The sequence below is a fragment of the Stenotrophomonas sp. AGC87 genome (assembly GCF_057333975.1).
This window is the reverse complement of sequence record NZ_JBHFHW010000025.1, coordinates 4,297-18,791: the sequence shown is the minus strand read 5'-3', so window position 1 is coordinate 18,791 and position 14,495 is coordinate 4,297. Positions and strand designations below refer to the sequence as shown.

Genomic DNA, 14,495 nt, shown 5'->3' with positions numbered 1-14,495 from the left:
GCGGCCCCCGGACTGGGTTTGCGCCGCGCCCTGCTGCAGGACCTGCGTGACGCGCCCGCCGGCGATATCGACTTCCTTGAGTGCGCGCCCGAAAACTGGATCGGCGTCGGTGGGCCGGCCGGTGAAGCACTCGCCGAACTGGCCGCGCGCCAGCCGCTCACCTGCCATGGGCTGTCGCTCTCGCTGGGCAGCACCGCGCCGCTGGATACCGTGCTGCTGGAACAGGTAGGACGCTTCCTGGCGCGGCACAACGTGCCGCTGTACAGCGAACACCTGAGCTACTGCAGCGATGACGGCCACCTCTACGACCTGCTGCCGATTCCCTTCACCGAGGAAGCGGTGCGCCACACTGCATCACGCATTGCCCGCGTGCAGGACCTGTTGGGTCGCCGCATCGCAGTGGAGAACGTGTCCTACTACCTCGCCCCGGAACCGGCCATGGACGAACTCGCCTTCACCAACGCCGTGCTGGCAGAGGCCGATTGCGATCTGCTGCTGGACGTCAACAACGTCTACGTCAACGCCTGCAACCACGGCTACGACGCCGATGCGTTCATCGCCGGGCTGCCGGCAGCGCGCATCGTGTGCCTGCATGTGGCCGGCCATCTGGACGACGCGCCCGATCTGAAGATCGACACCCATGGCAGTGCGGTGATCGATCCGGTCTGGGACCTGCTCGCCCGCACCTATGCGCGCATCGGTGCGCGCCCGACGCTGCTGGAACGTGATTTCAATTTCCCGCCGTATGCCGAACTGCGCGGCGAACTGCAGCACATCCGCCAGCTGATGGCCGCCCATGCCGGGAACGGCCATGACTGACGCCCCGGCGCGCCTGCACGCACAGCAGAGGGCGTTCACCGCGCATCTGCGCGACCCGGACCGTATCGCCGCACCCGACGGCATGGACCCGCGCCGGCTGGGCATCTACCAGCGGTTGGTGTTCAACAACGTGCTCGGGCTTCTCGGCAACGGCTTCCCGGTCTGCGTGCAGCTGCTGGGTGACGCGGCGTGGGCCACCCTGGTCCGGCGCTTCCTTGCCGGCCACCCCGCGCAGACCCCGTTGTTCACCGAACTGGCTGCCGAGTTCGTGGAGTGGTTGCAGCACCAGGCCACGCTGCCGCACCCGGCGTTGGCCGAACTGGCCCATTACGAGTGGGTGGAAACGGCCCTCTACCAGTTGGACACGCAGCCCCTGCCGCCCTCGCCGGGCATGGACCCGATGCACGCTGCCCTGCAGCGCTCGCCGCTGGCCTGGCCACTGCTCTATCACTGGCCGGTGCATCGGCTCGGCACCCATGACGCGCCCTCGCAGCCCGCCCCCGAGCCGACCGGGCTGCTGGTCCGGCGCGACCCTGATGGCCAGGTCCGCTTCGCCGTGATCAGCCCCATGGCCGCGCAGTTGCTGGAGCAGATCGGCCAGCACCCCGGCAGCACCGGGGCCACTTACCTGCAGCAGCTCGCGCAGGCGCACGGCATGGCGGCCGATGCCTTGCGCCTGCCCGGCGCCGCCCTGCTGCGCCAGTTCCACGACAACGGCGTGATCGGGCCCGCCGCGCCCGTTTCCTGACCCTTCCACAAAGGAATCGCATCGATGAAGTCACCGCCCCTGGTCGCCCTGCGCGACCGGCTGGATCGTCTCGGCCCGTGGTTGGCCCCGCTCGGCCTGCGCCTGCTGATGAGCTGGGAGTATTTCGAGTCCGGCCGTGAAAAACTGCGTGGCCAGAACTGGTTCGAGGACCTGCAGCAGGCCTTCCCGTTTCCGTTCGACCAGCTGCCGGCCACCCTCAACTGGCAGCTGGCCACCTGGTTCGAGCTGGTCGGTGCAGCCTGCCTGCTGCTCGGGCTGGGGACCCGCCTGGCCGCCAGCTGCCTGCTGGTGCTGACCGTGGTCGCCACCGCCGCCGTGCACTGGCCGATGCACTGGAATGGGCTGGCCGAGCTGGCGATGGGCTATGTCATCACCGATCAGGGCTTTGGCAACTTCAAACTGCCGCTGCTGTTCATGGCCATGCTGCTGCCTCTGGCCGTGCAGGGTGCCGGCCCGTTGAGCCTGGATCATCTACTGCGCCGCGGCCGCGGGCGCACCCCAGCCCTGGCCTGAGCGCAGGGGGGGGTACAGGCCGCTCTGCTAAACTGGTGCGATGACTGACGACCTCCCCCGCTCCGACGCGCCGGCTGCTGCCGACGCACTGCCCGCTGCTGCACAGCGCTTGATGGCAACCCGCTTCCGCGGCTTCCTGCCGGTGGCGGTGGACGTGGAGACCGGTGGATTCGATTCTGATCGCCACGCCCTGCTGGAGATCGCCGCCGTTCCGATCGAGATGGACGAGAACGGCCTGCTCTATCCCGGCCAGACCGCCAGCGCGCACGTGGTGCCGGCCGAAGGCCTGGAGATCGATCCCAAATCGCTGGAAATCACCGGGATCATCCTGGATCACCCGTTCCGGCTGGCCAAGGTCGAGCGCGATGCGCTGGACCACATCTTCGCCCCGATCCGGGCGGCGATGAAAAAGTACGGGTGCCAGCGCGCGATCCTGGTCGGGCACAACGCCCACTTCGATCTGGGCTTCGTCAATGCGGCCGTCAACCGTACCGGCCACAAGCGCAACCCGTTCCATCCCTTCAGCGTGTTCGACACCGTCACTCTCGGCGGCATCGCCTATGGGCAGACCGTGCTGGCACGCGCCGCCACCGCCGCCGGGCTGGGCTGGGATGCCGATGAAGCGCACAGCGCGGTGTACGACACCGAGCAGACCGCCAAACTGTTCTGCAAGGTTGCCAACAGCTGGCCGCGCCCCTGAGCGGCATCACCCGATAGCGGTCCTGTCGCGTCCCTCGCTCTTGGCGCGGTACAGCGCGCGATCGGCACGCTGGTAGAGCAGCATCGGGGTGCGGTCGGCAGCGTCCAGTTCGACCAGACCGGCACTGAAAGTGACCTTCAGGCCCGGAATACCGGCCCAGTCCGGATGATCATGGAACAGCCCGCGCAGGCGCGCGCAGACCTGGGCCGCTTCATCCAGGCGGGTGTCGTTGAGCAGCAGTGCGAATTCCTCGCCACCGGTCCGCGCCGGCATGTCCGAATCGCGGCAGGCCGAGGCCAACAGACGCGCCACTTCCACCAGCACCACGTCGCCCACCGAATGGCTGTGCCGGTCGTTCACTTCCTTGAAGTGATCGATATCCAGCACCACCAGGCACAGCGGGTGACGGCTGCGCTGCGAACGGGCGAAGTCGCGCGCCAGTGCTTCATCGAATGCACGCCGGTTCGGTAGACCGGTCAGCGCATCTTCGCGGGCCTGCCGCTCGAACGCCTCGGTCTGCACCGCCAGGCGGTCGGCCAGTTCGGTCTTCTCCTGATTGAGTGCCTGCAGGTTGACCGTCTGGGTCTGCAGATCCAGGGTGGCTTCCTGCACCATCCGCGCCAGCCGCACGTTGCTGGCCTTGTACCGGTTGATCAGATACCGGTACAGCGCCACCAGCCCAGCCAGCAACAACAGCGCAGCGATCAACTGCACGCTGTGGCGCTGCCACAGGAACGGCTCTACCGTGAATTCCCAGACCGCTTCGCTGTCGCTCCAGACACCGCCTGGATGCGCGGCGGAAACGTGCAGCGTGTAGTCGCCCGGCGGCAGGCCGATGAATTCCACGCTGCGCTGCTGGCCACGTTCGATCCACCCCTTGTCCAGGCCATCCAGACGGGTGCGGTAGCGGATCCGCTCGGAGAGCAGATAGCTGAGGCCGACGTAGCTCACACTCAGCCGGCGCCCGCCCGGAATCGAATTGTGATTGCTGCCCTGCCAATGCAGGGGCGCGCCATCGACCTGCACGTTCTCGATCACCGCCGGCGGCGCCAGGCGCTCGCGGAAGCGCTGCAGGCGCAATGGATCGACCGTGCTCAAGCCGCCTGCGGTCACCACCCAGAAGGTGCCGTCCTGGCGCAGAATCGCCGAGGGCCCGGAGCTGCCGTTGGCCTGCGAATTGGCCATGCCGTCGATCTCGTTGTAGTGCTCCACTTCGACCCGTTCGGCGCGGCCATCGGCGACCGCGTTGAGCATCGCCATGTCGGTGCGCAGCACCCCGCGGTTGCTGCTGATCCACACGTTGCCCACGCGATCGGGAATCAGCTGGAAGACCGTATCCACCGGCATGCCCTGCTCCAGGCCGACCCGCGCCAGCGTGCCTTCCTGGTAGCGGTACAAACCGCGGTCGGTGCTGACCCACATCGCATCACCGATCTGCTGGAAACCGAACACGCTGCGGCCACCGCCCAACGGCTGCAGATCGATCGTCTGGACCCGGTCACCGCGCAGCACGCGGATTCCCTCGATGGTGCCGATCCACAACGCGCCGTCGTCGTCATGCGTCAGGGCGGTGATCAACCCGGTCGGCATGCCCGGGATCGCCGGCTGCTCGGCCTTGCCGGCCTCGATGCGGACCACCCCCTTCTGGGTACCGGCCCAGACCACCCCATCGCGGTCGATGCTGATCGCGCGGATGTTGCCGCCCGGCAGCCCTTCGGCCGTGCCGTAGTCGCGCAGGCGCTGGCCCTGTTCGTTGATCCGGAAGATGCCATCGCCGAAGGTGCCCACCCACAGCGTGCCCTCGCGATCCTGGGCCAGGCTCAGTACCGAGGGACTCTTGCCGACGTTGTTGCGCAGCGGCACCGCGCTGAAGCGGCCCTGCGCGTCGCGCCGGTCCAGGCCACTGGCGCTGCCGATCCACAGCTGCCTCTGGCGATCCTCGAACACCGTGCGCACGTAGTCGCCACTGAGCCCGTCGCGCTCGGTGAAGCTGCTGAACAGGGTTTCGCGCAGGCGATACAGCCCGCCGTTGGCGCCGACCCAGATGCTGCCCTCGGCATCTTCGCGCAGGCTGACCACGCGTCCGCCGGGCAACGACAGGCCCGGCGGCAATCGCTCCAGCCCGTGCCGCGACAACCGCAGCAGACCTTGATTCTCGGTGCCCAGCCACAGGTCGCCATGGCGGTCCTGCAGCATCGCGGTGATGTGGGTCACGCCCGGCAGCCGGTGCTGAAGCAGCGGTGCGCCGTCCTGCATGCGATAGATGCGCTCACCGGCCACCACCCACATCACCCCGTCCGGCGCGCGATACGGCCAGACCAGGCCATGCCCCAGCCCCCAGCTGTCCGGCGCACGGCGCAGCACGCCGTCGGTATCGCGTACGACCAGCCCGTCGAGCGTGCCGACCCAGACCCGGTCCTGCGCATCCACGACCAGCTTGGTGAAGCTCATGGCCATCGGCACGTCGGCCGGTGGCTTCTGATAGTCGAACGTCCCGTCCGGCCCCAGGCTGCCGATCCCCTTGCCTTCGTACAGCAGCCACAGGCGCCCATGGCTGTCCATCTGCATCGCCTGGATCAGCACCTGCGGCGTATCGGCGCGGTGCTCCCAGACCTGCCAGCGACCGTCCGAGCCGCGCCGGGTCACGTTGCCGCGCGAGTCACTGATCCACAATCCGCCGCTGCGGTCCACCAACAACGCGCCGACTCCGTTATCGCGCAGGCCCGGCGTGGTGCTGCGGTCGAACACGGTGAAATCCAGGCCGTTATAGCGGACCAGGCCTTCCCAGGTGGCGAACCACAGGTGCCCTTCGGGCGTCTGCGCGATGTCGCGCAGGGAGTTGTGCGGCAGCCCGTTGCGCGAGGTCCAGACATCGATGGCGTAGTCGCGCAGCGGCGGCGGCCCGTCCTGCGCCGACAGCGACCACGGCAGCGCGCACAGCAGCAACAGCCACAGCGCTGCCGCCTGCAGCGTTGGCATGCCCGGGAACGTCAGTTGTGCCGGCCGCCACCGGATCCTGCCCCCCCGATCGCTCATCCGTATGGATCAACCTTGGGCAGGCGCCGTGTGCATGGGGGGAACGGCCGTGCACCAGCGCGATGGCTGGCAGAGTCGTACGCTCTCATGGGGGAGACGCTGGAAAGAGATGCCCATAGTAGGCAAATCCTTTCGCTTTGGGGGACCGGCGTCAGCCCCCGCGTGGCCCCGCCGCCGCCCGCGCCGGCGCGGCCCAGCGGACGATCGCTTCCAGCCCGCCCTGCGGATGGTTGCGCAGGTGCAGCGTCGCGCCGTCCTTTTCGGCCAACGCCCGGGCGATGGTCAGCCCCAGCCCGGCACCGCCGGTCTGGCGCGAGCGCGAGGTCTCCAGCCGCACAAACGGGTCGAACACCGCCTCCAGCTCGTCCTCGGCCAGGCCGGGGCCGCTGTCGCGGATGCGCACCTCCACGTCCTGCCCGGCCTGCTCCACCCGCACGCGGGCGCTCTGGCCATACATCACCGCGTTGTCGACCAGGTTGGAGAACAGGCGGTGCATCGCCAAGGGGCGCAGCATCAGTACCGCCCCGCTGGGCTGCTCGAAATGGACATCGGCGCCGGCTTCGGCGGCATCTTCGACGATGCTCTCCAGCAGCGAATCCAGGTCCAGCGCGGCACGTTGTTCAGCGCTCTCGGCGCTGCGGGCCAGCTCCAGGCCTTCACGGATCAGCGCCTGCATCGCGCCCAGATCGGCGATCAGGCGTTCACGCAATGTCTCATCGGTGACGTTCTCCAGCCGCAGCCGCAAGCGCGTCACCGGTGTCTGCAGATCATGGGTGATCGCCGCCAGCATCTGGGTGCGCTCACCAAGATGGCGCTGCAGGCGCTTCTGCATGGCGTTGAACGCCTCCGCAGCCCGGCGGACTTCAAACGGGCCGGTCACCGGCATCGGGGCACCCTGCAGATCATCACCCAGCGCGGCGGCGGCATCGGCCAACCGCTGAAGCGGGGCGCTGGCCATGCGCGCCACGATGTAGGCCAGGATCGCGATCGCCACGACCAGCAAGGTCAGGAACAACGGGTCTACCGCGAGCACACCATTGTGCGCGACGGCGGGGGAATCCAGTGCCAGCCGCAGCGGTGTGCCGTCGGTCAGCTGCAGCGTGACCACGCGGCACTTGGGTGGGATGAAGGCCGGGTCGCGCTCACGCGGCGGGTGCCGCATCTTTTCCTTGTCGCGCGGGGGCGGCGGCAGCAGCTCCGGCAACCGCGGCAGGCAGGAGCGGAAGGAGGTGAAAGCCACCTGGCTGCTCGCCACCGGGCCGGGCCGATCATCGAGGATCTCCATCAGCGCGGCATCGGGCCGGCCGATGCGTGCCCCCTCCGGCAGCTGCCGCACACTCGGCCCGCCACTGGTGAGCAGCCGCTGGCGCAGCTCCGGATTGCCGTCCAGCAGATTCACGAACCCCTGCAGGCGGTCGGCGATGCGGTTGAGGTTCTGCCGCTCGAACTCCTGCTGGCGCTTGGTACTGGCCAGCATGGTCGCACCGATCGCGGCCACGCTCATGCCCAGCAGCAGGATGACGAACAGTCGCCCCACCATCGAGGAAAAGAAGTGCCGCAGGCGTTTCATTCCAGGGTGACCGCCGCAGCAAGCACATAGCCTTCGTTGCGCACGGTTTTGATCAGGCCATCGCTGCCGCCATCGTCGGCCAGCTTGTTGCGCAGGCGGCTGACCTGCAGATCGATGGCGCGGTCCTGCGATTCGTAGTTGCGGCCGCTGCTCAGCGACACCAGTTGTTCGCGCGACAGCACCTTGTTGGCATGCCCGACGAACACCCGCAGCAGCCGGAATTCGGCGCCGGACAACACCACCACGCGCCCATCGGGATCGACCAGATGGCGGTGTTCGAGATCGAAGATCCAACTGGAGAAGCGTGCACGGCGGATCGCCAGCGGCTCCAGGTTGGCCGGCAGCGCCTCGGTGCGGCGCAGCACGTTACGGATGCGGGCAAGCAGTTCGCGCGGTTCGAACGGCTTGGCCAGATAGTCATCGGCGCCCATCTCCAGCCCCAGCACGCGGTCGATCGGCTCGCTGCGCGCGGTCAACATGATCACCGGCGTGCTCGAGCGCGCGCGCAGGTCACGGCACAGGGTCAGGCCGTCTTCACGCGGCAGGTTGAGGTCGAGCACGATCAGGTCGACGTGTTCGCGCTCCAGCAGCTGGCGCATGCCCTGGCCATCGCTGGCCGTGCTCACCAGGTAACCGGCGCGGCCAAGCTGCTCGGCGAGCAGCTGGCGGATATCGTTGTCGTCATCGACGATCAGCAGTCTGTGCATGCTGTTGGCAGTCTCCATGCGGCGATCATCCCCTGTCGGGAGCTGAACCGCATCTCCTGGTTTACGTACGTCTGTTGCAAAAGGTGATGCAGATACACAATGAAATGCGTTGTGCACCGCAGGGATACATCTTGGTACACGGCGAGCATTGAGCCGGCGGTGAACGATCTTCACAATGCTGACAACGCCGATGCACCGGCCTGCCGAGTTGACGATCATCGTGAAGCCCCGTTTGCCCAGAACCCGCCGTGCTCGCCTCCTGCTGCTGCTCGTGATCCTCGTGCTGATCGCCGCGATTGTGGCATGGATGCTGCGCAAGCCGGCCGCACCCACTCTGGCGACCTCGCCGGTCAGCCGTGGCGATATTGAACAGACGGTGGAAGCCACCGGTGTTATCGATGCCTACAAGCTGGTCAGCGTGGGTGCGCAGGCCTCCGGTCAGATCAAATCGCTGAAGGTCCAGCTCGGCGATAGCGTCAAGGAAGGCGATCTGATCGCCGAGATCGACGCCACCACCCAGCAGAACCAGGTGCTCAACGCCCAGGCATCGCTGGATCAGGTCAAGGCGCAGCGCGCGGTGCAGCAGGCCAGCCTGCGTGAAGCCGAGCTCGAGTTCGCTCGCCAGCAGCAGATGCTCGCCGCCGAGGCCACCTCGCGTGCCGAGTTCGATGCGGCCGATGCCAAGCTCAAGACCGCGCGCGCCCAGATCCAGTCCTTCGATGCACAGATCAAGGGCCGCGAGACCGAACTGGGCACCGCCCGCGCCAACCTGGCCTACACCCGCATCACCGCGCCGATGGACGGCACCGTGGTCGCGGTGGTCGCCGAAGAAGGCCGTACCGTCAACGCCAACCAGACCGCGCCGACCATCGTGATGCTGGCCCGTCTGGACCTGGTCACGGTCAATGCGGAAGTCTCCGAAGCGGACGTGGTCAAGATAAAAGCCGGTATGCCGGTGTACTTCACCACGCTCGGTGAGCCGGACCGGAAGTTCCATGCCACGCTGCGCCAGATCAACCCGGCACCGGCCTCGATCGCCAACGACAGCGCCAGCAGTTCCAGTTCGTCCAGCTCCAGCTCCAGCACCGCGGTCTACTACAACGCACTGTTCGACGTGGAAAACCCGGACGGCACACTGCGCATCGATATGACCGCGCAGGTCTCGGTAATGCTCAAGCAGGCCAAGGACGTGCTGATCATCCCGGCCGTTGCGCTCGGCCCGAAGACCCGCGACGGGCAGTACATGGTGCGTGTGGCCGATGCCGATGGCATGCCCGCGCCGCGCAAGGTCAAGATCGGCATCAACAACGGCGCCAATGCCGAAGTGCTGTCCGGCCTGGCAGAAGGCGACAAGGTCATCGTCGGCGAAGGCGGCGGCGCCCAGGGTGCCGGTGCCGGCAACCGCGGAGGTGGGAGCGTGCGGATCAGCGGCCCCGGCATGGGTGGGCCGCGCCGATGAGCAGCGCCTCGACGGGCACGCCGCTGCTGCGGCTGCGCGACCTGCGCCGGGAGTTCCCGGCAGGCGATGAAACGATTGCCGTGCTGCGCGACGTCAATCTGGACATCGCGGCCGGCGAGATGGTCGCCATCGTCGGCCAGTCCGGCTCGGGCAAGTCCACGCTGATGAACATCCTCGGCTGCCTGGATCGGCCGACGCGCGGCAGTTACCAGGTGGCCGGCCGCGAGACCGGCCGCATGGAACCGGACGAACTGGCCGAGCTGCGCCGCGAGCATTTCGGCTTCATTTTCCAGCGCTACCACCTGCTGGGCGATCTGGACGCGCGCGGCAATGTGGCCGTGCCGGCCGTGTACGCCGGCAGCCCGGGGCCGGTCCGCACCGCGCGGGCCGAACAGCTGCTGCAGCGGCTCGGCCTGGGCGACCGCATGAATCACAAACCCGGCCAGCTCTCCGGTGGACAGCAGCAGCGCGTCTCGATCGCGCGGGCGCTGATGAACGGTGGCGAGGTGATCCTGGCCGACGAACCCACCGGCGCACTGGACACGAAATCCGGCGAAGAGGTGATGGGCATCCTTGGCGAGCTGCACGCCGAGGGCCACACCATCATCATCGTCACCCACGACATGAGCGTGGCCGAGCACGCCCAGCGCATCATCGAGATCCGCGACGGCGAGATCATCGCCGACCGCATCAATCCGAAGGCGCCGAGCTACCGCGCACAGCGCCAACCGACCGTGGCGGCCGGCAAGGGCCACAGCTGGCGGGCCGCGCGGGATCGTTTCACCGAAGCGTTCCGCATGGCCCTGCTGGCCATGAACGCCCACCGTCTGCGCACCTTCCTGACCATGCTCGGCATCATCATCGGCATCGCCTCGGTGGTTTCGGTGGTGGCAATGGGCAATGGCTCCCAGCAGCAGATCCTGCAGAACATCAGCGCGCTGGGCACCAATACCATCGATGTCTATCCCGGCCGCGGTTTCGGCGACATGCGCTCGGCGCGCGTGCAGACCCTCAAGGCCAGCGACGCCGATGCGCTGGGCCGGCAGAGCTACATCGACAGCGCCACGCCCAGCGTGTCCTCTTCGGTGACCGCGCGCTACCGCAATCAATCGGCCACCGCGCAGGTCAACGGCGTGGGCGAGCAGTTCTTCCGGGTCAAGGGCGTGACCCTGATCGCCGGCAGCTTCTTCGATACCGATGCGGTGCGCAGCCTGGCCCAGGTGGCGATCATCGATGAAAACACCCGCACCCAGTTCTTCCCCAATGGCGAGGATCCGATCGGTCAGGTGATCCTGCTGGGCAACGTGCCGGTGCGCGTGGTCGGCGTGGCGCAGCGGCAGAGCTTCGGCTTCGGTGGCAGCACCAGCTTGAGCGTGTGGGTGCCGTACACCACGGTGATGTCGCGCATGCTCGGCCAGAGCCATGTCTCCAGCATCACCGTGCGCGTGGATGACGCCACCCCGATGGATGCCGCCCAGGCCGCCATTTCCAAGCTGCTGATCATGCGCCACGGCACCGAGGACTTCTTCCTCAGCAACAGCGCCGAGATCCGTCAGACCATCGAGCAGACCACCCGCACGATGACCCTGCTGATCAGCGCCATCGCCGCGATCGCGCTGCTGGTCGGCGGCATCGGCGTGATGAACATCATGCTGGTGTCGGTGACCGAGCGCACCCGCGAAATCGGCGTGCGCATGGCCGTCGGCGCGCGGCAGAGCGATATCCGCCAGCAGTTCCTGATCGAGGCGGTGCTGGTGTGTCTGCTCGGCGGCCTGCTCGGCGTCGGCCTGTCGCTGGTGGTCGGCTGGCTGTTCGGGAAATTCGCGCCGGACTTCCAGATGCTGTTCTCGACCGCGTCCATCGTGGCCGCCTTTGCCTGCTCCAGCCTGATCGGCGTGGCGTTTGGTTTCCTGCCGGCCCGCAATGCCGCCCAACTTGATCCCGTGGAGGCGCTGGCGCGCGAATGAAGATTTCTCCTGCTCTGCTGCACCCCGCTTCGCTGCGTCCGCTGGCCCTGGCCTGCGTGACTGCACTGGCCCTGTCGGCCTGCGTCAGCACCGGTCGCTACCAGGTCGAGGCGCCGGCAGTACCGGCCACCTATGGTCGTGGCGATGCCACCTTGAACACGCCCATCGAGGCGGTGAGCGAGCAGCCGCATGCGGCTGCCGCCGATGTCCGCAGCGATGCATGGTGGACCCAGTTCGGCGACACCGGGCTGGACCGCGTGATCGATCGCGCACTGGCCGCCAACACCGACCTGGTCTCGGCTGGGCTGGCGGTGCAGCGCGCGCGCCTTCAGGCCGGCCTGGCCGACAACGCGCTGTGGCCGCAGCCCTCGGGCAGCGTCAGCAGCAGCGGCAACCGCCCGATCGACCAGCGCGCGGACTGGAACCGCGGCAGCTCGGCCGGCGTGTCCCTGCAGTGGGAGATCGATCTCTGGGGCCGCCTGCGCACCCAGCGTGACATCGCCCAGTGGGAAGCCCAGGCCAGCCAGGAAGACCTGCAGAACACCGCGCTGCTGGTGATCAGCGACGTGGCCACGCAGTACTGGACACTGGCCTTCCTCAACCAGTCGATTACCGCCGGCCAGGCCAATCTGGAGCGCCTGGAGCGCACCCGCGAGCTGGTCCAGGCGCGCTTTGATGCCGGTGCGGTGTCGCGCCTGGAAGTGCGCCAGGCCGTACAGAGCCTGGAGGCACAGCGTGCTGCGCAGAGTGCACTGGAGCAGCAGCGTGTCGCCGCGCGCAATGCACTGACGGTGCTGCTGGATGGGCAGCCGCTGGCCCTGGGCGATGAGCCGCAGCAGCTGCAGCGCGCGGGCAGCCCGGTCGTGGCCGAAGGCCTGCCGGCCGATCTGCGCGGCCGCCGCCCGGACCTGCGCGCCGCCGAGCTGCGCCTGCGCAACAGCCTGAAGACCATCAAGGTCACCGCCACCCAGTACTACCCCGCGCTGAGCCTGACCGGCAGCGTCGGCACCGGCGCTACCTCGCTCTCGGACGTGCTGAAGAATCCGGTCGCCACCTTGGGCGCGGGGCTGTCACTGCCGTTCCTCAATGTGCGCCAGGCCCAGTTGAACACCCGCCTGGCCGGCACCGACTACCAGATTGCGGCCAACGGGTTCCGCCGCACGCTGTACACCGCGCTGTCGGAAGTGGACAACGCCCTGTCGGCGCGCACCCAGTTCGCCACGCAGGTGGCGGCCTCGCAGGCGTCCTATGACGAAGCGGTGGAGATCGAGCGGATGTATGAAGTGCGCTACCGGGTCGGCGCCACCGACCTGCGCACCTGGCTGGAAGCGCAGCAGACCCGGCGCGATGCCGAGCTGTCACTGGCCTCGGTGAGGCAGCGGCAGTTGATCAACGATGTGACGTTGTTCAAGGCGCTGGGGGGCAGCGCGGGGTGATCCCCCGCGCCCGGCGCATCACAAGTAGAGCAACGCCATGCGTAGCTGCCTCTGGATCCGGCACCGCTCAGCCACGCATGGCGTTGCTCTACCCTCGGGGCAAGCGCGCGGCTTACACCCCGCGCTGACGCACTGCTTCGAACAGGCTCACGCCGGTGGCGACGGAGACGTTCAGGCTTTCGATATCGCCAGGCATCGGAATCTTGACCAGGCCATCGCAGTTTTCGCGGGTCAGGCGGCGCAGGCCGTCGGCTTCGCCGCCCAGCACCAGCGCCACGTTGCCCTTGAGGTCGATCGCATACAGCGACTCGGTGGCTTCACCGGCCAGGCCGTAGATCCACACGCCCAGCTTCTGCAGGTCCTTCAGGCAGCGCGAGAGGTTGGTCACCTGCACCACCGGGATACGGTCGGCCGCGCCGGCCGAGGTCTTGCGCACGGTCGCATTGACCGAGGCGGACTTGTCTTTGGGAATGATCACCGCCGTGGCACCGGCGGCCGCTGCGCTGCGCAGGCAGGCACCGAGGTTGTGCGGGTCCTGGACCTCGTCGAGGATCAGCAGCAGGGCCTTGCCCTCGGCCGCTTCGACCAGCCCTTCCAGCTCGTTCTCGCCCCAGGTCCGTGCGGCCTGGTAGCGCGCCGCCACGCCCTGGTGACGCACCGAACCGCCCACACCGTCCAGCGCCTGGGTGTTCACCTTGCGCACGTCGATGCCCTTGCGGCGTGCGTTTTCCTCGATCTCGGTCAGACGCGGGTTCTTCGCACCGGCCTCGATGAGGACCTCGCGGACGTTCTCGGCATCATTCTCGATCGAAGAGGCGACGGCGTTGACGCCGACGATCCACTGGCTTTGCTTGCTCATTGCGGGGGGCGGGACCGGTAAAGGGGTTGGTAATGGTAGAGCATCAAGGCCCACCCTGCCCTGCCGGGCGTTCACGGGGGGCGTTCACGGGCCCCTTCAGCCCGGCGGCCCCTCCGCGGTGTCGTGGTCCGGGTGCTGGTGGGAGACGATATGCAGCAGGAAGTCGCCGGCCTCGGCGTCCTCTTCGCTGCGCAGCGCGCTGAGCGAACCCAGGGTATCCACGAACGGGAGCTTGGCCTCGATCCCGTACTGGATCGTCGGCGGCAGGCGGGCCGGTTCGTCGAAGGCGCCGGCCGCGACCGCAACGCCATCCGGAGCTTCGTAGGTCAACGGGGTGCCACAGTCGGCGCAGAAGCCGCGCTTGACCATGTTGGAGGATTGGAAACGCCGGGGCTCGCCGCGGGTCCAGCGGAACTCGCTGCCACGGACCGAGACCAAGGGGGCGTAGTACGCGCCGAAGGCCTTCTGGCACATCCGGCAATGGCAGATCGAGCTGTGGGTCAGCGCACCGACCACGTGGAAGCGGATCGCGCCGCACTGGCAACCACCGCTGTATTCAGGGAGGGCCTGCATGGGATCGCTCCGGTGGGATCCGTGTGCCCACCAACGGTGGGCGGGTAGACAGTGTGCCGACCAACGGTCGGCACCTGCCGCGGGGGG

The 14,495-nt window shown here is 67.9% G+C and carries 12 protein-coding genes; 7 read left to right on the top strand and 5 right to left on the bottom strand.

Features of this window, described 5'->3' with window-relative positions:
* The 4 genes from ACE026_RS09030 to rnt all read left to right on the top strand — a co-directional run.
* On the top strand, positions 1-819 hold an 819-nt coding region (locus tag ACE026_RS09030), incomplete at its 5' end, for an HvfB family MNIO-type RiPP peptide maturase (RefSeq protein WP_486038732.1).
* Positions 812-1,567 (top strand): HvfC family RiPP maturation protein, encoded by a 756-nt coding sequence (locus ACE026_RS09025; RefSeq protein ID WP_486038731.1) that lies wholly within the window; start codon positions 812-814, stop codon positions 1,565-1,567. The genes ACE026_RS09030 and ACE026_RS09025, both read left to right, overlap by 8 nt.
* A 24-nt stretch (positions 1,568-1,591) precedes the next feature.
* Positions 1,592-2,101, top strand: coding sequence for an HvfX family Cu-binding RiPP maturation protein (locus ACE026_RS09020; protein WP_486038730.1), 510 nt, complete (start codon positions 1,592-1,594; stop codon positions 2,099-2,101).
* 112 nt (positions 2,102-2,213) lie between these two features.
* Positions 2,214-2,801 carry a ribonuclease T gene (rnt, locus tag ACE026_RS09015; RefSeq protein ID WP_088433103.1) on the top strand — a complete coding sequence of 196 codons (588 nt, stop codon included), beginning with the start codon at positions 2,214-2,216 and terminating at the stop codon, positions 2,799-2,801.
* Between the two features lie 6 nt (positions 2,802-2,807).
* Here rnt and ACE026_RS09010 read toward each other — a convergent pair whose 3' ends face one another.
* The 3 genes from ACE026_RS09010 to ACE026_RS09000 form a co-directional block, all read right to left on the bottom strand.
* Positions 2,808-5,780, bottom strand: coding sequence for a two-component regulator propeller domain-containing protein (locus ACE026_RS09010; protein WP_486038729.1), 2,973 nt, complete (start codon positions 5,778-5,780; stop codon positions 2,808-2,810).
* A gap of 208 nt (positions 5,781-5,988) precedes the next feature.
* Positions 5,989-7,407, bottom strand: coding sequence for an ATP-binding protein (locus tag ACE026_RS09005; RefSeq protein WP_313211684.1), 1,419 nt, complete (start codon positions 7,405-7,407; stop codon positions 5,989-5,991).
* Positions 7,404-8,132, bottom strand: coding sequence for a response regulator (locus ACE026_RS09000; protein ID WP_121041545.1), 729 nt, complete (start codon positions 8,130-8,132; stop codon positions 7,404-7,406). Before ACE026_RS09000 ends, ACE026_RS09005 begins: the two co-directional genes overlap by 4 nt.
* Before the next feature lie 172 nt (positions 8,133-8,304).
* On the opposite strand from ACE026_RS09000, the gene ACE026_RS08995 reads away from it, so the two are divergent.
* The 3 genes from ACE026_RS08995 to ACE026_RS08985 are packed head-to-tail and all read left to right on the top strand — an operon-like array spanning position 8,305 to position 12,976.
* A complete protein-coding gene (locus tag ACE026_RS08995; protein ID WP_486038767.1) occupies positions 8,305-9,573 on the top strand; it encodes an efflux RND transporter periplasmic adaptor subunit in 1,269 nt (422 codons plus the stop codon).
* Complete coding sequence (locus tag ACE026_RS08990) at positions 9,570-11,540, top strand: MacB family efflux pump subunit (protein WP_486038728.1); 1,971 nt, start codon at positions 9,570-9,572, stop codon at positions 11,538-11,540. Before ACE026_RS08995 ends, ACE026_RS08990 begins: the two co-directional genes overlap by 4 nt.
* Complete coding sequence (locus tag ACE026_RS08985) at positions 11,537-12,976, top strand: efflux transporter outer membrane subunit (RefSeq protein WP_486038727.1); 1,440 nt, start codon at positions 11,537-11,539, stop codon at positions 12,974-12,976. Before ACE026_RS08990 ends, ACE026_RS08985 begins: the two co-directional genes overlap by 4 nt.
* A gap of 112 nt (positions 12,977-13,088) precedes the next feature.
* On the opposite strand, the gene rlmB is transcribed toward ACE026_RS08985, so the two are convergent.
* Both rlmB and ACE026_RS08975 read right to left on the bottom strand, forming a co-directional pair.
* Positions 13,089-13,835 carry a 23S rRNA (guanosine(2251)-2'-O)-methyltransferase RlmB gene (rlmB, locus tag ACE026_RS08980; RefSeq protein WP_486038726.1) on the bottom strand — a complete coding sequence of 249 codons (747 nt, stop codon included), beginning with the start codon at positions 13,833-13,835 and terminating at the stop codon, positions 13,089-13,091.
* A gap of 96 nt (positions 13,836-13,931) precedes the next feature.
* Positions 13,932-14,408, bottom strand: a complete 477-nt coding sequence (locus ACE026_RS08975; protein WP_486038725.1) for a GFA family protein — start codon at positions 14,406-14,408, stop codon at positions 13,932-13,934.
* Between the last annotated feature and the right edge of the window lie 87 nt (positions 14,409-14,495).